The sequence below is a fragment of the Acinetobacter sp. ANC_7635 genome, assembly GCF_056779945.1.
This window is the reverse complement of the sequence record NZ_JBWYIS010000015.1, coordinates 37,460-57,839: the sequence shown is the minus strand read 5'-3', so window position 1 is coordinate 57,839 and position 20,380 is coordinate 37,460. Positions and strand designations below refer to the sequence as shown.

The following is a 20,380-nucleotide window of genomic DNA, read 5'->3' as shown; positions in this document are numbered from 1 at the left end:
GTTACCCATGTGAGAGTAAGTCATCGCCAGCTCATTATTCTAAACACCCCCTTCAATACAAGGGGGTGTTTTTTTATATATATAAATTGAATTTGAAAATAATTAAACCCTTGTAATTAAATAAGAAGCTCCATTCAGTTAATTTATGCTAAACAATAAATGCCTTAGTGATAAGGCTAATATCATAAAAACAACCCAACTAATTAGTTGAAAAGCTAAATAATAAACAATAATGAATGGTTCAAAAAATGAATGATTTACAATGAAATTTTTATTTACAAAGAGCATCAAAGTTGACTATTAAATAAAATGCCAATCCTAATTTGCAGATTGAGTATTAAAAATCAAGATTTCAGTCGAAAGGTTATATAAGAATTCATTCTTAGTAACTAAGAATAAATATAAAACTCTTAAAACTTGAATTTTCATGATTTTTTATGCCAATTGAATTATTAATCAATCTATTAAATGAATAGTCCACTAGAAAGTTGTATAGACAAAAATCCTAATTTATTGCATTTATATAAAATATGAATCTAGGTTCATTATTTTAAAAATACTCACAATTGGAGGTGAGATAAAAATGACAGCGCAGACAATGAATGTGAATGCTGTAATTGATAATGCAAAATTTAAACCCTTTCATTTATCAATCGTATTATGGTGTTTATTTATCGTAATTTTTGACGGTTATGATTTAGCAATTAATGGCGTAACGTTGCCACTTCTTATGCAAGAGTGGGGTATGACTTCTGTCCAAGCTGGGTTATTAGCGAGCACAGCGCTAGCGGGAATGATGTTTGGTGCGATGCTTTTTGGTATGTTGGCAGATAAAATTGGTCGAAAAAAAGTTATTTTAATTTGTGTAACCTTGTTCAGTGGTTTTACTTTTTTAGGAGGATTCGCAAGTAATCCAACAGAATTTGGAATTTTAAGATTTATTGCTGGACTTGGTATCGGCGGTGTTTTGCCAAATTTAGTAACTTTAACTTCTGAATATGCACCACAAAAATTGAGAAGTACCTTAGTTACGATTATGTTTAGTGGCTATGCAGTTGGCGGAATTATGGCGGCTTTATTAGGTGTAAAATTTACACCTGAATTTGGTTGGCAGATTATGTTCTTTATTGCAGGAATTCCATTATTAGTATTACCGTTTATATGGAAGTATATGCCTGAATCACTAACATTTTTAGTGAAACAAAAAAATTATGAACCTGCCTCAGAAATTATTAATAAGATCAATGCAGATTTAAATGTTAATTCTACAACTCATTTGGTTCTAAACGAAATTAAACTACCTGATGCATCGGTTAAATCTCTATTTACTGATAGTAGAGCGAAAACGACGTTATTATTTTGGTGCTGCTTTTTTATGTGTCTTTTAATGACATACGCATTAGGAAGTTGGTTACCAAAGTTAATGATGGCTGCAGGTTATTCTTTAGGAAGTAGTTTAACATTTTTACTTTCATTAAATATTGGCGCTGTCATAGGTACTATTGGTGGTGGAATTCTAGCAGACAAATTTCATCTCAAACCTGTTGTGATTTCGATGTTTGTAATCGGAGCTTTTGCTTTATTTGGATTAAGTTTCAATTCGCCGCCAATGGTGATTTATCTACTTGTGGCATTGGCTGGTGCAGCATCAATTGGTACAAGTATTTTAATATATAGCTATGTAGCGCAATCTTATCCAATTGCTGTACGTTCAACTGGGATTGGTTGGGCTTCAGCAGTAGGGCGTATAGGTGCAATTGTCGGCCCCATTGTCATTGGTATTCTTTTAGGAATGGAATTGCCGCACAAATGGAATTTCATTGCCGTTGCTATACCAGCAGTAATTGGTGCAATAGCCGTATTATGTATTAAAAGGACAAAAGTGATTGAAACAGTTCCTGAAAAAATAAAAATCGCATCTTCAATTACACAGTAGAATAAAAGCCTCATAAGAGGCTTTTTTTATAAATGTGATTTTAAAATTTTTTGATGCTCTATAACCTGTTTGGCATAACGTTTACCTTGTTTTTTCATTTTTCGATTTGTGTTGTATCCAGTAGGTCCAACGTTGTAATAGGCCAGTGCTTTTTTCCAGCTACCAGCAGATTGATTATATTTTGATAGGATAAAAGTCCCACAATGTATATTAATATTTTCTTGAAAAAGGTCACCTGGACAAGATTGTTGCCAATATCTAGGGATAATTTGGGTAAGACCTACAGCGCCTGCTGGTGATACTGCATAATTTCGATAACTCGATTCTTGTCGAATAAGAGCGGCCATTAACAGGGGGTCGACATCAAATTGTTGCGCACTTTGCACAATTAGTGGTGAAACCCTATTTGCGGTGTCTGGGTGTACAGAGTATGCCTTTTGAATACCTGTTGAAAGTTTTGCGGCGCGTTTTTGTACTGAACCACCACCTAAAGATGAGCAACCGACAAACACGATACACGATGATAGAACTAAACTATATTTAAGGAAAGTAAAGGATGGGGGAGGTGATTGTAAACGTTGTAAAAAAAGCAAAATAGTAACCGTACAAATTCAATTTGCAAAAATCATAAGTAAGCTGGTGATTGGGGTCAAGCCCTAGATAAATTGGAGTGTTGTAGTTTTGCAATATATTGATGAGTAAGATAAATAGATCAGAAAAACTTTAAAATTGATTCAATATTTTCTTATAATAATGCCATTATTAAATGCCTGAAATCATCATGACGCCAGCTTGTAAATTTCTAAAAAACAAAAAGATAGATTATTCTGTTCATGAATATGAGCATGATCCTAATGCTGAAAGTTTTGGTTTAGAAGCAGCTCAAAAATTGGGTTTATCTGTACATGAAGTTTTTAAGACACTTCTAGTGACAGATGATGTCAATTATTTTGTGACAATTTTACCAGTGGACCATCAACTTAATTTAAAAAAGGCGGCGAATGCTTTCAGTTGTAAAAAACTTAAAATGGCTGATCCGAAAGTGGCTGAGCGTCTGACCGGTTACTTAGTGGGTGGGATTAGTCCAATTGCTCAAAAAAAGCGACTTAATACAGTCATTCACCAATCGGCAAGTTCTCTTGAAAAGGTGTACGTGAGTGGTGGAAAACGTGGGCTAGATATCGGATTAGATCCTCAATCATTGGCCCAAGTATTAGATGCTCAATTTAAGGACATTGTGGATCACACTTAATGTTTGATCACTACATTTGACGTAGATTGGTTAGATATTCTTGAGCGATAAAAATTTCTTGATCATCAGTTGGGCATACCTTGTTCCATTGATGTTCTTGATCTAATTCCCAAGCACGTTGATTATCGTTCAGATAATTCAGTAGACCATCTTTAATAATCGTTTTCTTTAGTTTTTTATCTTCAATCGGAAAACAAGTTTCTACTCTTGAAAATAAATTACGTCCCATCCAGTCTGCACTTGAACAATATAATTTCTCATTGCCTTGATCTAGAAAATAGTAGACCCGTGTGTGTTCTAAAAAACGTCCTACAATGGATCTGACGCGGATATTTTCTGATAACTGTGGTACTTGAGGTCTTAATGAACAGATGGAACGAATGATCAGATCGATTTGAACACCTGCATTTGACGCTTGATAAAGTGCCGCGATTAATTTAGGTTCAGTTAAAGCGTTAACTTTGATAATAATATGCGCTTTATGACCAGACTTAGCATGGTGGATTTCATTGGCAATGAGTTTTAAAAGCTGTTCATGCAAGGTAAAAGGTGCATGGAACAGCTTTTTAGGCTTTGCCATTTTTCCCATACCTGTCAATTCTTGAAAGATTTTATGGACATCTTCACAAATGTCATCATCAGTGGTCAGAAGACCGTAATCGGTATACATTTTTGCATTACCAGCATGATAATTGCCAGTTCCCAAATGAACATACCGTTTCAGATGATCTGCTTCTCTACGAACAACCAGAATCATTTTAGCGTGAGTTTTATAGCCCACGATGCCATACACAACAACAGCTCCAGCTTCTTGTAGGAGGTTGGCGACCAGGATATTGGATTCTTCATCGAATCTAGCACGTAATTCAATAATCGCAGTAACTTCTTTACCATTTCGTGCTGCTTCTGCTAAGACCTGAACGATCTCTGAATCTGGTCCGCTGCGATAAAGAGTTTGCTTAATTGCCAAGACATTAGGGTCTTTTGCAGCCTCTTTTAACAGGTTGATGACGGGTGAAAATGAGTCAAAAGGATGATGTAAAAGGACATCACGTTGTTTTAATACATCAAATATACTTTTTGATTGTCTCAATATCTTCGGTATCACGGGTTGATAGGGTTTAAACTTCAAATCTGGACAATCAAAATCTGAAAATAATCGAGCTAAATTTACAGGACCTTGAACACGATAGAGTTGTGAAGGTTCTAAAGAAAATTGTTCAAGTAGATATTGGTTAATCGTTTCTGGGCAATTGTGATCAATTTCAAGTCGAACTTCACGTCCAAATCTTCGCGAAGAAAGTTCATCTTTAAGAGCAACTGCCAGATCGTCTACATCGTCAGCTAAAATTAAGTCAGCGTTGCGTGTAACACGGAATTGGTAGCATCCTGTCGCCTTCATTCCTGGAAATAAGTCATTGATATGTTGTTGCAGAATAGCCGACAACAGGATGTAATGTTGCTTACCTTCGCATAAGTCATCAGGAATTTTGACCGCCCTTGGCAAAGTTCTCGGTGCAGGTACGATCGCGAGCTCAATCTGACGACCAAAAGCATCTTTACCTTCAAGCGTGACAATAAAATTAAGGCTCTTATTGACTAAACGGGGAAAAGGATGGGCAGGGTCTAAACTGATGGGCGTGATTACTGGTTGAATAAATTTACTGAAGTAGTTTTGAATCCATTCAGTATATTTATCTAAAATTCCATGATATTGGATAAATTCGATACCATAAGATTTAAGTTGAGGAATGAGCTCGTTATTAAGTATCTGATATTGTTCTTGAACCGCATGATGCGTTGTTTTAGATATTTGTTCTAAAATAATTTCATTGGGAATAGCATCAGGCGCAGTAGTTATTTGATTTAATTCGATCTGTTTTAAAAGTCCAGCAACGCGTATTTCAAAAAACTCATCTAAATTCCGAGAAAAGATGATTAAAAAATTTAGTCGCTCTAATAAGGGGTGGTGAGGGTCTTTAGCTTGAGCTAAAACTCGTTTATGGAATTCTAATAATGAAAGTTCGCGATTAATGTAAGTGTCTGAATTGTGTTGAAAGTTTTCAAAAGAGTGCATAGTACCAATTATTGCTTTTTGAGCCGTCAGGAAAGACCTTGCAGCGATGGTACGTTTGATGTGTGACAGTAATATTACATTGATTGGTATATATTCGATAAATATATATAATTGGATTTATTTTATTTTAATCAAAAAAGCACACAATAAGTGTGCTTTTTTTAAATCAATTAGGGCTTAGAAATCGTAACGGAAACCTAAAGATAAACCTAAAGCATCCTCACCTTTGAAACCCTTCACATTATTTGTACGTGCTTGTTCCCACGGTGTAAGGCTTGAGTTTTTGTCATTAAGCACAGTTGCGACGTTACCGTAAACACGAACTGCTTTATCAAGACGATGTTCAAGTCCTAAAGCAATGAGTGTTGCGTTCGCATCTTTAGCATCTACATCACGGTGCATCACTTGACCACGGATATATGTTTTTGGTGCAAATTTATAATCAGCTGCAACACCAATGACTTGTGCATCAGGATTTTTTACGTCATTGTCATGAGTCATATATTGATATAAACCACCAATATTTAGCTCAGGTGTGATTTTATAAGCACCAGCTAAACGGAAGCCATCACGTTCGCCGCGAGTCGCATCTTCTTCATAGTGTTCATAAGCAGCTGCGAAATCAACAGGACCTTCTTTATAGGTCAATGCAAGATCGTAAGCTTTATTCTTTTTAGAGTCGCCTTTCTTTTGAATAACTTCACCAGTATCTTTATCTACAATTGTTTCCGTGAAGCCTGGAGAATTACTTTCGTGCAATGAAAGTGCTGCTAATACATTGAACCCATTTCCGAATTTTGGTGATTTATATTCGATGGTATTTTCATTACGCTCATCGAAACGTAAGTCACCAGCACGTGTTACATTACGTAAATCACCTACTTGATCGCCGAAATAGTTAACTGGACCACGTGCTATTTTAAAAGGGCTATCAAAACGACCGACACGAGTTTGACCGAAATTACCTTTTAAACCAACAAATGTATCACGTGTTGCAAAATCAACACCTGAATTTTGTCCACCGCTAGCAAAGTTGATTTCTTGTTCAATTTGACCAAAAACAGTCATATCATTTTCTAGTTTCTGTTCAACTTTAAAGCCTAGACGAGATGAATTAGATGATAAACCCACTTCATTATAATCTTTACCATCATCAAGGTAATCTAATGAAACATGCGCACGACCATAAATTTTAACGTCGGCTGCCATTGCGATTGATGGTGTAATTAGTGTTGCCCCAACTGCTAATGCACAAAGTGTTTTTTTCATTTCTAGCTCCAGTAAAGACTGATTTATTGTCCTAATAATCATGATCAGTAGTTTTTTTGTAACTACTGTTCTCTATTGGTGCTAAGTATTCATTACAAATAAGTCAGTAATATTAAGAATTTATTTCATTATCATGAAAATGGATAGAAACAATTTATAGTAATCAAAAGGCATAAAACAAAAAAAAGGAGCCAAAGCTCCTTTTTTTATGAGGATCTGTTATAAAGCAGCTTTAATCTTCTCAGCCAAAGCCTTGATACGCTCTTGATCACCCATTTGTGCTGCGTGTTTACCCAGTTCATGAATTGAACTTGGAATAAGATGGAAGTGAACGTGAGGCACGGTTTGCCCAGCTGCAGCACCAGATAACTGCATCAACACTATACCTTTTGCATCTAGTGCTGTTTCAATCGCTTTTGCAATTTTTTGAACGATTTGAATCGTGTACGCTGCAGTGTTTGGATCTAAGTCGAGTAAAGTTACGGCAGGTGATTTAGGGATGACTAAAGTATGACCATCTGCCTGAGGCATAATGTCCATAAATGCAAGAACTTGCTCATCCTCATACACTTTAATTGCAGGAAGTTCACCACGTAGAATTCTTGCAAAAATATTTTGATCATCGTAAGCCATAACTATTCCCAGAATGTAATTAGATTGAATTATTTACAGTTCAATTCTTTCTGACGTTGCTTAATGGAGTCAAGCTTTTGTTGCTCTTTTTCTGAGAACTTAGGTTTAGTTGTATTGCAATTTTCATTGCCGAACTTTGCCTTAGTATCTGGATCTTTAAAACAGAAGCCTTTTGATGCATAGATGATGTTGTAATCATCTTTAAGTTTTTCACACTCTTTTGTAGTATCGGCAAAAGCATTAACCCCAGCTGAAACAGATACAGCAGTAATTAAACCTAATAAAAACTTATTCATGAGTATCCTCATTTAGAAATGGACATTTGATATTGTCACATTTCAATTATATGGGCTTTATATGTGAATTCAATGGCGAAAATTTATTCTAAGGTAATTTTGCTCCATGATTCGTACATTTTAACTGCTGTCGAAAAATCACTATTAGGTTCAGCTATTGCATTAGCAGCACCAATTAGACTTTGAGTAAGCGTAATGACAGGTGCGGATAATTTTGCTTGATGAATGAGGTCTACTGCGATACCAGTGTCTTTGCTTAGTAACGGTAAGGCAAAAGTATTTGGAAAACTTCGATTTAATACCCGTTGAGGCAATACATTTTCAGTCACACCACTTTTACCACTTGAAGCATTGATGCACTCTAATGCTTCATTTAAATCCACACCATGTGCTTTAAGTGCAGTAAAACCTTCAGCAGCGGCACATAAGTGAACAGCCAAGAGCATGTTGTTCACTGCTTTCACAGCAAAACCAGATCCTGAGTCTCCTACATGCTTAATCAGTTTACCCATGGCTTGCATTGCTGGTAATGCAGCTTCAAAAGCCGCTTTTTCACCACCAACCATGAAGGTTAAAGTCGCATTTTCAGCACCAATAGTTTGTCCGCTAACAGGCGCATCTAGAAAAAATACACCTTTTGATTTTAAAAAAGCTTGTTGTGCTTTAGCTGCATCAGGCACGCCACTGGTGCAGTCTACCCAAATTGATCCAGGTTTAATGTCGACTTGATGAATGATCTCATTGACTTGCTGACTCGTTGGTAAGCAACTAAAAATGATATCAGCGTGGGCAGCTTCTTGAAGTGATACAGCTTGTGTTTGATATTCAGTTGCATGTTGTTTGGCTTTCTCGAAATTTCGATTCCATACCAAAACTGATTCATAGTGTTTGGGTAAATGAGCTGCCATACGGTAACCCATTGCGCCTAATCCAATAAATGCAACTGTCGTCATTTTCTTTACTCTATTTGTGTTGAACGCTCTGCTAACCAGTGAGCAAGTTCAGGCCAAAATTGATCGGCACTTTTTTGACTCGACATTAAACCTAAATGCCCACCAGGAATAAGAGTAAACGTGACATCACGACTATTTGTCAATTCAGTCAATGGTCTAACAGCATCAGCTGTGACCATTTGATCGCTTGAACCCGCGCCAATCATAAGAGAGCAGTATATATTTTTTAATTCGATTTTCTTATCTTGAAGTTCGATATAACCATTTTTTAGCGGATTTCTTAACCAGACATTGAATAACATATCTTGGTTTACCCCAGCAGGATAATCAATCATATGATTGAGGAAATAACCTAAAGTGGCATGTTCATGCAAAAGTTTTTTATCATCAAGATTCAGTAATAATTGTTTGTGACCTTCATACCAACCTTTTGGATCTAAAATTTTAAATCCAATTGCATTTAAAATACCTGGGGAGTGAATGAGGCGCTTAGGAATACGACCGTTATAAACTTTATGTTTGAGTAGACGAGTTCTTTCAAGATAGCGATTCATCTTAGCATATAGCTTTCCGATATTGCCTGAAGCAAAGCTATCAATTGGACTACCTAAAACGATTAGATTTTTTACATGGTTCGGCTGTCTGAGCGCTGTGTACAACAGAACAAATATTCCCGCCATACTCCAGCCATGTAAAGAAATTTGATCACATTTAGCGTGTGTACGAATTTGATCGATACAATTCGGGATTGCATCATCAATAAAACCTAAAAAGTTGAGATCGCGATCTTTATAGCTAAAGTGTCCCCAATCCAACAAATACACGTCAAAACCTTGCTCTGTATAATATTTGATAAGAGAACGGTATGGATAAAGATCATAAATATCCATCTTGATCGCTAAAGGCGCGACAAAGACCAATGGCTCAACATATTTTTTATTTTCAGATGCGTAATATCGAATTTTACTCGATTTATGAGTACCTATCACTTCATACGGCGTTGCTTGAGATAAAACCAAAGATTTACCGTAAAAAATGCGTGTCCCTAAATTTTTTAACTTGCTTTGTTTAGAACGCCAGTTAGTTTTTAAATGTTCCATGAAGGTTGAAGATCTCATAAGCATGTGATTTGAACGAAGTCTAAGCGATATTTATATATTTTACCTTGACCTTAAATGCTTTGGGCGCTCAAAATGTTGGCAATTATTCACAAAGGCAGTTTTTAGGACTGATTTAGAGCAATGAGCCAGCAAGACGACATTGAATACCAACTTGATACATTAGCACTTCGTACAGGTCATACGCGCAGTTTTGAAGGTGAGCATGCTGAACCGATGTTTCTAACTTCTTCATTTGTATATGCAAATGCAGCAGAAGCAGCAGCTAAATTCTCTGGGAAAGAGCCCGGTAATATTTATTCTCGCTTTACAAACCCAACAGTTGCAATGTTTGAAAAAAGATTGGCTGCAATGGAAGGTGCTGAACGTGCAGTGGCAACAAGTACGGGTATGGCTGCGATCATGGCGGTGGCGATGTCATTCTTAAAGGCTGGTGATCATATTGTATGTTCTCGCGCAGTCTTTGGTTCAACCGTGGCCTTATTTGAAAAATACATTTCTAAGTTTGGTGTGACTGTCAATTTTGTTGATTTAACAGATTTAGATGCTTGGAAAGCTGCGATCAAACCAGAAACTAAACTACTATTTGTAGAATCTCCGTCAAATCCATTATCGGAAATTGCTGATATTCGCGCATTAGCAGATATCGCGCATGAAAATGATGCTTTACTCGCAATTGATAATAGTTTCTGTACGCCAGTGCTACAACAACCATTAAAATTGGGCGCGGATCTAGTTGTCTATTCAGCGACAAAATATCTAGATGGTCAAGGTCGTGCGTTGGGTGGTGCTGTCGTAGGTAATCATCAATTACTTGAAGAAGTTTTTGGCTACGTTCGTACAACTGGGCCTTCTATGAGTCCGTTCAATGCTTGGGTTTTCCTAAAAGGTTTGGAAACGCTTCGTCTACGTATGAAGGCTCATTCTGAAAGTGCACAAAAGATTGCTGAGTGGCTTCATCAGCACGATAAAATCGAGAAAGTATTCTTTGCTGGCTTAACGGATCATGTAGGTCATGATTTGGCTAAACAGCAACAAAAAGGTTTTGGTGGTATCGTTTCATTCGTGGTAAAAGGTGGGCGAGAAGCTGCTTGGAAAGTGATTGATCACACTCAATTTATTTCTATTACTGGGAATCTTGGGGATGCAAAATCAACGATTACTCATCCTGCAACGACTACTCATGGTAAATTGTCTGATGAAGCGAAGGCTGCAGCTGGCATTGCAGAAGGTTTAATTCGTCTTTCAGTAGGTTTGGAAGACGTTGATGATATTATTGCAGACATTCAACGTGGTCTTGATTTAGTCTAATTTAAATTTGTTCGGAGTATACAAATGAACATTAACATGCTTATGCAACAAGCACAGCGCATGCAAAAGGAAGTAGAGTCCAATATCAAGAAAGCGAAAGAAGAGCTTGCACAGAAAGAAGTGCATGCTGAAGCTGGTGGTGGTTTGGTAAAAGTGACAATGACTTGCCGTAATGTGGTAAAACGCATTGAAATCAATCCAGAATTACTTCAAGACGATCCAGATATGATTGAGGATTTGATTGCAGCTGCTATGAATGATGCTGCACGCCAAGCCGAAGCGATTTCAGAAGAAACAATGAAGTCTGCAAATAGTGGTATGGGATTACCTCCTGGCTTGTCAGGTTTATTTTAAGGATATTGCCGAGTGTTCAGCGAACGGTTTGACCAACTCGTCCAAGCACTGCGAATTTTACCAAGCGTTGGGCCTAAGTCGGCTCAGCGCATGGCGTTGCATTTGATCATGAAGAATAAGCAAGGTGCTTTGGCATTATCTGAAGCACTTAGCGATGCCGCTGATCATATCCATGAATGTTCAATTTGCCACTCATTGACTGAGAATGAGGTGTGTGACATTTGTCTGTCGCAAGACCGAGATGATACCTTGCTCTGTGTGGTTGAATCTCCTGCAGACGTGATGGCAATTGAGCAAAGTGGAAGTTTCAGAGGCAAATATCATGTATTGGGGGGGCATTTATCTCCTTTAGATGGTATAGGGCCTGAAGAGGTTGGCATACCTGCATTAGTTCAACGCTTAGCTGAAGGTCAGGTAGCAGAGGTTATTCTCGCTACCAATGCAACGGTTGAAGGACAGGCTACGGCACATTATTTGGTAGAAGCTACACGTCATTTGAATATCAAAATGACACGTATTGCTCAAGGTGTACCACAAGGGGGTGAGCTTGAGTATGTCGATAGTCACACCTTAAGCCAAGCAGTTCATAATCGTATGCAAATGAAATAAGCACAAATCGTGCTTATTTTTTTGATTAGAGAAATATCACTTTTCGGAATAGTTTTTTAGTCAAAAAAAATATTAAATTTTTCATGTTTTATAACTATTTACAGTGTATACATAGATTTGCTTGACGCTTTAATTGAAAATTTATATTTAAAATTGATAATTTAAGCTAAAATACATCTCGATACCAATCTAGCACATTGTTTTTTATGATGTTTCAATTTATCCAAGAGCAAAAAGAACTAGAGCATGTTTTGACACTAATGAGTCAACAAGATGTTTATGGTTTAGATACTGAATTTATCAAAGTCGATACACTATGGCCAAAATTGGGTGTCTTGCAAATCAATGTCGCAGATCAGGTGTTTTTATTAGACGGTACACGTCTAGATTTTTCGAGTTTCTGGCCTAAAGTTTTTGCTGCAAAGCAAAATATTTTCCATGCTTGTGGTGAAGATATTGATCTGATTTACCATTATTCAAAAGGCAATCATCTTAATAATGTATTTGATACTCAGGTGGCTTTGTCTTTTCTCGGACACGGATTACAGGTCAGTTATCAAAATGCTCTCAAAGAAATTTTAAATATAGAAATTGATAAAGATCAAACACGTTCAGATTGGCTTGCACGTCCTTTAACTGAAGAGCAAAAAGCATACGCAGCGAATGATGTCTTATATATTATGAATTTAGCCGATGCGCTAAAAAATGAATTAGAGAAAAAAGGGCATTATCAGTATGTACTAGAGGATTGTAAGAGCCTCACGCTTGAGATTGCGACAGAAACGCCAAAAGAGAAACTATACGAAGATGTCGGAAATTATAGACACTCTCGAAAGCAGTTAATGCAGCTACAATTGCTCAGTGTTTGGCGTGAAGAAATGGTGAAGGCTTTAAATCAGCCTCGAAGTTTTATTCTGAAAAATGCCACTATGATTGATTTGGTGGAAAAAAATCCAAAAAATACATTTCAATTATCCCAAGTTAAAAATATTCGTCCGAATGTGGTTCGTGAGCACGGTAAAACGATTTTGGATATTATTGCGTTGCTGCCCCCAATGGAAGAATGGCCATTACGAATTGCTCGACCAATTAAACATTCATCTAAAGATATTACACATGATGTTGATAACATGATTGGTAATCTTGCAGAAGAGTTAGTGATCCCCAAAGAAGTGTTAATGCGAAAAAAATGGCTCGGGGCTTTATATCAGCATGTGGTTTTTCATGGCGATGAACAAGACTTACCTCAATATTTACTCGGTTGGCGTTATGATTTACTGACGAAGCCATTAATTGAGTTGCTTCATAAAGATGCACAATATTTGAGTATGCAAATGAAAGTCAATGAATGACTTCTCTCAAAATTTGATTAAAGAATTACCAGTCATCCTAAACTAGACTGATGCGTTAACAAACGCTAATGTTTCGCCGTTTTTTTTGATGTATGCTTTGCTTTGAGTTTAAAAGGTGTTGTTTGAATCATGTGGTGTGAAATCTACAAATCTAGTAAGAAAGACGAAATGTATATTTACGTTGCGCGTCCTGAACAAGCGGAAAACCAAGAAGCTGTTGATCCGTTATCAGTATTATCTGATGCAATGAAAAATGCATTTGGCCGAGCGACATTTGTGATGTCACTGGAATTACATGCCGAACGCAAATTAGCGCGTGCAAATGTTTTACATGTGATGGATTCAATTCAGACGAAAGGATTCTTTTTACAATTGCCGCCTGAAGGATTGATCAATCCTAATGCGGTAGAGCCAGAGGGACTACGCGGTGCGTGATAATCAAGTTGGAGGATGGGATCAGTTTGTTTCAATGTTGGATTCAATTCCAGAATATAACATTGCAATTACCGTCTATATTCTCGGAACTTTGATTATTCTGTGGTGTTGGTACGGCATAGCGAAACGCCTACCTTCACCTTTAGGTGGAGTGACTTGGATTTTTGTGTTTGCTATTTTGGCAACACCAACGATTTCTGAAGGTCCTAATTCCGCCTTAGCACCTGCAACTTTTGGTTTGATCTTTGGGGTATTAACAAAAGATTCACCTTTGATCTGGTCTAATTTCTCATTGATTGCCTTTGTTATTGCTTTAGGGTTATTGGCAGGTTATTTCTGGACTAAGTACGCTTCTAAACAAAAGAATCCGAGACACACATCGTCAGTGAAGACACCACCACTTTAATTATCCAAATAAAAAAATAAGGTTTCATTATGTCTGTTGATGCACATCAATTTACGGGTACAGATCAATATATCGCCACAGATAGTCTCAAGCTTGCTGTGAAGGCCGCTCGAGCGTTGCAAAAGCCTCTTTTAGTGAAGGGTGAGCCAGGTACAGGTAAAACATTATTGGCTGAACAAGTTGCTGATAGCCTGGGTTTAAAACTGATTACTTGGCATATCAAATCAACGACGAAGGCTCAACAAGGTCTTTATGAATACGATGCCGTTTCAAGATTACGCGATAGTCAATTGGGTGATGAGCGTGTTTATGATATTAAAAACTATATTAAACCAGGTAAATTGTGGGAAGCATTTACCTCTGAAGAACGTTGCGTTTTATTAATTGATGAGATTGATAAAGCAGATATCGAGTTCCCAAATGATTTGCTTCATGAACTAGACAAAATGTCATTCTTTGTTTATGAAACTGGTGAAACAATTACTGCAACACAGCGTCCAATTGTGATCATCACTTCAAATAATGAAAAAGAACTTCCTGATGCTTTTTTACGGCGTTGTTTCTTTCATTATATTGAATTCCCAGATGAACAGACCATGCGTGAAATTATTGCAGTTCATTTTCCAAGAATTTCAACGACATTGGTCAGTGAGGCACTTCAGGTCTTCTTTAAGCTTCGCCAAATACCTGGTCTTAAGAAGCCACCTTCAACTTCTGAATTAATTGATTGGTTAAGCTTATTGATGGCTGATGATATGCCTGAAGATATTTTAAGAAACCATGATAAGTCAAAAGCAATTCCACCGCTGTATGGTGCGCTCATCAAAAATGAGCAAGATGTGCAGCTACTTGAGCGCCTCGCATTTATGACTCGTCGATAGGTGATACTATGTTCGTAAGACTGTTTTACACCTTGCGAAAATACGGAATCCCCGTAACGACGCGCGAGCTGATTGATTTAAATCAAGCAATTAGTCTAGGTTTGGTTTTTGCAGATCAAGATGATTTTTATCAGCTTGTGAAGACAGTCATGGTCAAGGATGAGCGTTACTTCGATAAGTATGATCGTGCTATGAAGGATTATTTTCAGGGCATTCAAACCTTTGATGTAGATGATTTACTCAGTAAAGTTAATCAACTTCCTAAAGAATGGTTTGATTTAGAACTCCTTGAAAAACACTTAACGCCAGAGCAACGTGAAGCACTACAAAGAGCAGGTTCTTTAGAAGAGCTCATGAAAATGCTGGAAGAGCGTTTGCGTGAGCAACATAAAAAACACCAAGGTGGTAATCGTATGATTGGCACTGGTGGCACTTCACCGTTTGGAGCTTTTGGTGATCACCCAGAGGGGGTGAGAATTGGAGGGCCGGGACGTAAAAAATCTGCGGTGAAAGTGTGGGAACAACGTAAATACCAAAATCTTGATGATGATCAAATTCTGGGAACACGTCATATGCAAATGGCGTTGCGTCGTCTGAGAAAATTTGCGCGTCAAGGTGCTGAAGAAGAGCTTGATATAGATCAAACGATTCGCGAAACGGCTAAGCAGGGAATTCTTGATGTACAGATGGTGCCAGAGCGTCGTAATCGAATTAAAGTTTTGATGTTGTTCGATGTAGGCGGTTCTATGGATGCCTATATTGCACAATGTGAAAAACTGTTTAGTGCAGCCAAAACAGAATTTAAGACTTTAGAATATTTCTATTTCCATAACTGTCTTTATGATTACGTTTGGAAAGACAATCATCGCCGTACTTCGACAAAAATGAATACCTTAGATTTATTTAATACCTATGGTAAAGATTATCGAGTGATTGTTGTTGGTGATGCAAGTATGGCGCCATACGAATTAAAATCTGCTGGTGGTTCTGTCGAATACATGAATGAAGAGTCGGGTGAAATTTGGTTGCGTCGTTTGCGCCAGCATTATGAAAAGACGGCTTGGTTGAATCCTGAAACTGAGAATTACTGGCATTACACTCAAACGATAGGAATGATCAAAGAAATATTTGAAGATCATATGTATCCAATGACTTTAAAAGGCATTGAAGATATGACTAAATTCCTCTCGCGCTAACTTTTTTAAATAATATTCATCTAAAGGATCTTGATATGAGCTATCAAATCAATGGTGTGGCATTGCCAAATGAAGAAGGTTTTTTTGGTGAATATGGTGGTCAATTCATTCCACCTCATTTAAAAGCAGCAATGGATGAAATCAATGTTGCTTATGAAGAAATTCGTAAAACACCTGAATTTCAAAATGAGCTTTCAGAGCTGTTTGCGCATTATGTAGGTCGTCCAAGTCCTTTATTTCATGCCAAACGACTTTCAGAACAATTGGGCGGTGCTCAAATTTATCTGAAGCGTGAAGATTTGAACCATACAGGTGCACATAAAATTAACCATTGTTTGGGTGAAGCTTTACTTGCTAAATACATGGGCAAGAAAAAAGTCATTGCTGAAACTGGGGCAGGTCAACATGGTGTCGCATTAGCCACCGCTTGTGCCTTGGTTGGTATCCCATGTGAAATTCATATGGGTCAAGTTGATATTGAAAAAGAACATCCAAATGTCGTGAAAATGAAAATTTTGGGTGCGAATCTAATTTCAGTCACTCGTGGAACAGCAACATTAAAAGATGCTGTTGATAGTGCTTTCGAAGAGTATTTGAAAGACCCTGATAGCTTTATTTATGCCATCGGATCAGTCGTTGGTCCACATCCATTTCCTAAAATGGTGCGTGATTTCCAAGCAATTATCGGTGATGAAATTAAAGTTCAATCACAAGACAGATTTAATAAATATCCTGATTATATTGTTGCTTGTGTTGGCGGTGGCTCAAATGCAATGGGAGCATTCAGTGCATTCCTTAATGATGGTAGTGTGAAATTAATTGGTGTTGAACCAGCAGGACATGGTTTAGATACTGATCAACATTCGGCAACATTAACTTTAGGTAAACCAAGTCAACTTCATGGTATGGCGTGTTATGTGCTGGAAGATGAAAATGGCGAACCATTACCTGTGCATTCAATTGCTTCTGGATTAGATTATCCTGGTGTGGGGCCTCAACACAGTTTCTTAAAAGATATTGGTCGTGTTGAGTACTCAACAGCAACTGATGAAGAATGTCTGAATGCATTCATGACTCTATCTCGAGTTGAAGGGATTGTGCCTGCATTAGAAAGTTCACATGCTGTTGCTTGGGCGATACGCGAAGCTCCACAATTGTCCAAAGATACCATTGTTGTGGTGAATTTATCAGGTCGAGGTGATAAAGACTCGGACTATGTGGCAGAAAAATTAGGTTTAAATTAACACATAAAAAAACCAGCTTAGGCTGGTTTTTTTAATTACATTTCTGGTGGTTCTTCATTCAAAGGCGTAAGAATATTTTCAAAGGAGGAAATTTCAATTGGAATGAGCGGAGTTTCAATTGAAAGATCTTGAGCAAGTGTTTCAGTCGCTTGTTGAGCTTGTTGAGCTTGTTGAGCTTGTTGAGCTTGTTGAGCTTGTTGAGCTTGTTGAGCTTGTTGAGCTTGTTGAGCTTGTTGAGCTTGAACCATGGTTTTCATAATTTCATCAGCTGGTGCACTTAGTTCGTGTGCTTTTTTGCTGTCATATTTGGTGGCAAGTTCTTTTAAAATTGCGTAAGACAAATAACTCGTAAATGCTGGATTCTCAGATTTAGCCTTGGATGGAAGTAGAGAAACGCAAGCGGCATGAAATAAACCATGTTGTACGTATGTTGCATTGAATGAAGGATCTTTAGCTTTATCAGGATCACCTAAATAACCAATCTTAAAGCCAATTTCAGATGCAGCACAGGCATTGGTCACTTCAGAAGAGGGATTGCGATAGTCAGCATTTTTTTTGAAATATAGCACTTCTGCGATCGACATCATTTCATCTTGAATTTCTTTGAGTCGGCCATCTAAGTTTGGGACTGCAAAATAATTTTTTAACTTAAATAGCGTTATAGTACCTTCGAGCCATTTTTGGGGTTGTTCTGTATAATTCAAATTTGTATAACAGGCAGAAGTTTGCAGGGCGGCTTCAACAAATTCTTTGTTTTTTCTTGGATTTTTCATATCTTGATCAGCCCCTAAATATCCCATTTTGTAGGCTTTTTCATAGGTATTACATGCCGGGGTGATGAGCGTCTTTTTTTGATATGTTTTTGCTTTTTTTAGCAGCTCTATTTGATTCTTTATCGTTGGTTCAAGTTCAGATGCATAAGTGGAAGCAGTTACAAATAAAGCGGTGTAACACAATAACTTTTTATACATCATTAGTCCTTAGGCAAAAAAATTCCATAATGTGATGACTTTACTAATGCTATTTAAATAGTTCAATGACTCAATAAAAGAAAATCTTTGTAAAAGATGACTAATTTCAATCAATTGTCCAAAATTGAGATCATGATGGAGTTATCAAAAAAAGCCCCCGAGATGGGAGCTTAGCTTTATCCTGAAATATACTGTTGAAGTTGTTCAATCAACACTTTTTGGTCTTCCATCGCGGCTTTAACTAAGTCACCAATAGATACAATTCCGACGAGTCTATCGTCTTCTAATACTGGCAGATGGCGAATATGACGTTCTGTCATTAAATCTAAACACTCATCTACGGTGTTGCTTTTACTTACAGATAAAACCGTACCAGTCATAATTTCTGAGACTGTAGTTAAGTCAGATGTACGTTGCATAAGTGCAATTTTACGCGTGTAATCCCGTTCAGATAAAATTCCAACAAGTCTTTCATCCTGTACGACAACAACGGCACCAATACCTTTTGTTGCCATTAGTGTGATTGCTTCTAAAACCGTAGCATCAGGTGTGATGGTAGAGATTTCTGAATTGTTTTTATTTTGTAGGACTTGAGCTACTGTTGTCATAAAGGTTCCTCTTGTTGGTTATTCGTCCATGTATAAGTTAATAACTGAAATCTTAAATCTTTACAATCGTTTTAGTGGAATTTTCTGCTAAATAGATGGGCTCAAATGATTTTGAAAAAATAGCATCTGCATGTGTGGAATAGTGAGCTTAAAGTGGCGATCTCGATGATTGCACAGGGCAGGTGTGACTTTTAGTCGCGTTAGTGTTGGGAGTAGTGAATTTTTAAAATCATCAGGCGTTATTTTTCGAGGCTGATAGTGCGGCCAGTGAATTTTTGCATAATGTAAAGCCTGCACTGAATTGAGCCAGAAGGGGAATATGTATTCTTGATTGATTGATCGAATGGCCCAACCTTGATGTTCTGGATTGTACAGTCCCCAAAGTACTCCACAATACATCATGGTTTTAAGGATATTAATTTTGAGTAAAAAATGCTTTGAATTGGGTTGCAACTGTACAAAGGTGTTCATGATCGTTCAATGATTCATTATCAATGATGATAAGTTCAGTCTAATGTTTTTTTCTTAAAGTTTAGTTGCATTAATTTAAAGTTTGGTAAGCAAATATGTAATAAAAGACTAAAAAAAACGCCACGAATGTGACGTTTTTTTATGCTTGCATTGTGGCCATGTTTTGCCAATACTGTGCTTTCAAAGAATCACGTTCTACACGGAAACCTTGAAGATAGAGTTCAGCTAGAAACATCGCTGCTTTACCGTGACCCGCACGTGCTGCATTCTCAAGTTCTGAAACTGCGTCTGTAAAATTCATTTCAAATTGAATGGTATTCACAGCATTCGAATACATATGTTCGAGGTCTTGTTGAGAGAATTGTTTAATCATATAAAACTCCTTATTCTAATTATGATTAGTACTACAGTTATAAAGACCTAAATTAGGTCAAAATGGAATATAACAAAGTAATATTAAACTAATATTACAATTTGCGTTAATTGTCAAATAAATTTTCAAGATAAATCTTTTAAAAAATACTTACATGATTAAACTTTAATCATTTTATATTGGGTTTATGATAAAACTGTAAATAACTATAAAGGAGAATGACTTATGACTAATACCATTGATGGTTTCACATTTGGCAATCCACCAGAGCCATCCGATATTATTGCGCTTGCACATCATCATAAAAAACAACTTGATGAAGCAATTTTTCATCAAGAAATCCATTTAGGTCACTACTGTTTAGAGCAGCGTAAACGTGTGCATGATTACACGCAGACGCTTGATCCTGCAGCGAAAGCTGAATTTTATCGCTACTATGATGGCGAATTAAAACGTATCGCCGTCATTGACGAAGAACACCCTGATGATGCTGAAGGTGGTTTAAGTGTTTTCACTATTTTTATCGTACTCGCGGTGATCGCTGCTATCTTATATTTTGGTGTTGTGCAGAATGTTGTCTCTTAAAGGTGAATAAGCGCCATTGTTAGCATAATGGTTCTTGTTAAATTCAACGT

23 protein-coding genes are annotated in these 20,380 nt (G+C 37.1%); 12 read left to right on the top strand and 11 right to left on the bottom strand.

The genetic code is table 11. From position 1 onward, the window contains the following. The first annotated feature begins 583 nt into the window (after positions 1-583). The gene (locus AC1M89_RS13295) at positions 584-1,936 is read left to right on the top strand and encodes an MFS transporter (RefSeq protein ID WP_481614311.1); all 1,353 of its coding nucleotides are present in this window, start codon (positions 584-586) and stop codon (positions 1,934-1,936) included. Positions 1,937-1,962: 26 nt separating this feature from the next. Here the strand turns inward: AC1M89_RS13295 and AC1M89_RS13290 are convergent, their stop codons facing one another. Further along, on the bottom strand, positions 1,963-2,451 hold the full coding sequence (locus AC1M89_RS13290) for a lytic transglycosylase domain-containing protein (protein ID WP_481614315.1): 489 nt from the start codon (positions 2,449-2,451) through the stop codon (positions 1,963-1,965). A gap of 266 nt (positions 2,452-2,717) precedes the next feature. Here AC1M89_RS13290 and ybaK point away from each other — a divergent pair, with 266 nt between their 5' ends. After that, a complete protein-coding gene (gene ybaK / locus AC1M89_RS13285) occupies positions 2,718-3,188 on the top strand; it encodes a Cys-tRNA(Pro) deacylase (protein WP_481614314.1) in 471 nt (156 codons plus the stop codon). A 10-nt stretch (positions 3,189-3,198) separates the two neighbouring features. Here ybaK and ppk1 read toward each other — a convergent pair whose 3' ends face one another. The 6 genes from ppk1 to AC1M89_RS13255 form a co-directional block, all read right to left on the bottom strand. Next, complete coding sequence (gene ppk1, locus AC1M89_RS13280; protein ID WP_481614310.1) at positions 3,199-5,265, bottom strand: polyphosphate kinase 1; 2,067 nt, start codon at positions 5,263-5,265, stop codon at positions 3,199-3,201. A 177-nt stretch (positions 5,266-5,442) separates the two neighbouring features. Then, a complete protein-coding gene (locus AC1M89_RS13275; RefSeq protein ID WP_092768457.1) occupies positions 5,443-6,534 on the bottom strand; it encodes a porin in 1,092 nt (363 codons plus the stop codon). Positions 6,535-6,753: 219 nt separating this feature from the next. Continuing rightward, positions 6,754-7,167 carry an HIT family protein gene (locus AC1M89_RS13270; RefSeq protein ID WP_092768455.1) on the bottom strand — a complete coding sequence of 138 codons (414 nt, stop codon included), beginning with the start codon at positions 7,165-7,167 and terminating at the stop codon, positions 6,754-6,756. Positions 7,168-7,196: 29 nt separating this feature from the next. Continuing rightward, complete coding sequence (locus AC1M89_RS13265) at positions 7,197-7,463, bottom strand: YARHG domain-containing protein (RefSeq protein WP_035266544.1); 267 nt, start codon at positions 7,461-7,463, stop codon at positions 7,197-7,199. Positions 7,464-7,546: 83 nt separating this feature from the next. Then, complete coding sequence (locus AC1M89_RS13260) at positions 7,547-8,416, bottom strand: NAD(P)-dependent oxidoreductase (protein WP_481597983.1); 870 nt, start codon at positions 8,414-8,416, stop codon at positions 7,547-7,549. Between the two features lie 5 nt (positions 8,417-8,421). Then, a complete protein-coding gene (locus AC1M89_RS13255) occupies positions 8,422-9,516 on the bottom strand; it encodes an alpha/beta fold hydrolase (protein ID WP_481614309.1) in 1,095 nt (364 codons plus the stop codon). 141 nt (positions 9,517-9,657) lie between these two features. Between AC1M89_RS13255 and AC1M89_RS13250 the strand changes: the two genes are divergently transcribed. From AC1M89_RS13250 to trpB, 9 genes are all read left to right on the top strand, one after another. Further along, positions 9,658-10,845, top strand: a complete 1,188-nt coding sequence (locus AC1M89_RS13250) for an O-succinylhomoserine sulfhydrylase (RefSeq protein WP_481614308.1) — start codon at positions 9,658-9,660, stop codon at positions 10,843-10,845. 24 nt (positions 10,846-10,869) lie between these two features. Further along, the gene (locus AC1M89_RS13245; protein WP_035266548.1) at positions 10,870-11,199 is read left to right on the top strand and encodes a YbaB/EbfC family nucleoid-associated protein; all 330 of its coding nucleotides are present in this window, start codon (positions 10,870-10,872) and stop codon (positions 11,197-11,199) included. Positions 11,200-11,211: 12 nt separating this feature from the next. Further along, on the top strand, positions 11,212-11,808 hold the full coding sequence (gene recR / locus AC1M89_RS13240) for a recombination mediator RecR (protein WP_092768447.1): 597 nt from the start codon (positions 11,212-11,214) through the stop codon (positions 11,806-11,808). A 209-nt stretch (positions 11,809-12,017) separates the two neighbouring features. Further along, positions 12,018-13,160, top strand: coding sequence for a ribonuclease D (locus AC1M89_RS13235; RefSeq protein WP_035266550.1), 1,143 nt, complete (start codon positions 12,018-12,020; stop codon positions 13,158-13,160). Between the two features lie 129 nt (positions 13,161-13,289). Then, positions 13,290-13,595 (top strand): YcgL domain-containing protein, encoded by a 306-nt coding sequence (locus AC1M89_RS13230; protein WP_035266558.1) that lies wholly within the window; start codon positions 13,290-13,292, stop codon positions 13,593-13,595. Positions 13,596-13,629: 34 nt separating this feature from the next. After that, on the top strand, positions 13,630-14,001 hold the full coding sequence (locus tag AC1M89_RS13225) for a hypothetical protein (RefSeq protein ID WP_092768473.1): 372 nt from the start codon (positions 13,630-13,632) through the stop codon (positions 13,999-14,001). Positions 14,002-14,030: 29 nt separating this feature from the next. After that, complete coding sequence (locus tag AC1M89_RS13220) at positions 14,031-14,882, top strand: AAA family ATPase (RefSeq protein ID WP_092768445.1); 852 nt, start codon at positions 14,031-14,033, stop codon at positions 14,880-14,882. A gap of 8 nt (positions 14,883-14,890) precedes the next feature. Then, positions 14,891-16,078: a vWA domain-containing protein gene (locus AC1M89_RS13215; protein ID WP_092768443.1), complete on the top strand. Its 1,188-nt coding sequence runs from the start codon at positions 14,891-14,893 to the stop codon at positions 16,076-16,078. Positions 16,079-16,113: 35 nt separating this feature from the next. Further along, positions 16,114-17,322: a tryptophan synthase subunit beta gene (gene trpB / locus AC1M89_RS13210; RefSeq protein WP_481593958.1), complete on the top strand. Its 1,209-nt coding sequence runs from the start codon at positions 16,114-16,116 to the stop codon at positions 17,320-17,322. A 35-nt stretch (positions 17,323-17,357) separates the two neighbouring features. Here the strand turns inward: trpB and AC1M89_RS13205 are convergent, their stop codons facing one another. From AC1M89_RS13205 to AC1M89_RS13190, 4 genes are all read right to left on the bottom strand, one after another. Then, positions 17,358-18,293 carry a hypothetical protein gene (locus tag AC1M89_RS13205; RefSeq protein ID WP_481614307.1) on the bottom strand — a complete coding sequence of 312 codons (936 nt, stop codon included), beginning with the start codon at positions 18,291-18,293 and terminating at the stop codon, positions 17,358-17,360. Between the two features lie 176 nt (positions 18,294-18,469). Beyond that, positions 18,470-18,901 carry a CBS domain-containing protein gene (locus AC1M89_RS13200; protein WP_035266567.1) on the bottom strand — a complete coding sequence of 144 codons (432 nt, stop codon included), beginning with the start codon at positions 18,899-18,901 and terminating at the stop codon, positions 18,470-18,472. 87 nt (positions 18,902-18,988) lie between these two features. Beyond that, positions 18,989-19,372 carry a DUF2750 domain-containing protein gene (locus AC1M89_RS13195; RefSeq protein ID WP_481609263.1) on the bottom strand — a complete coding sequence of 128 codons (384 nt, stop codon included), beginning with the start codon at positions 19,370-19,372 and terminating at the stop codon, positions 18,989-18,991. Between the two features lie 139 nt (positions 19,373-19,511). Beyond that, positions 19,512-19,745, bottom strand: coding sequence for an SEL1-like repeat protein (locus tag AC1M89_RS13190; protein ID WP_035266572.1), 234 nt, complete (start codon positions 19,743-19,745; stop codon positions 19,512-19,514). A gap of 225 nt (positions 19,746-19,970) precedes the next feature. Between AC1M89_RS13190 and AC1M89_RS13185 the strand changes: the two genes are divergently transcribed. Further along, positions 19,971-20,330: a hypothetical protein gene (locus tag AC1M89_RS13185; protein ID WP_481587962.1), complete on the top strand. Its 360-nt coding sequence runs from the start codon at positions 19,971-19,973 to the stop codon at positions 20,328-20,330. Positions 20,331-20,380: the final 50 nt, after the last annotated feature.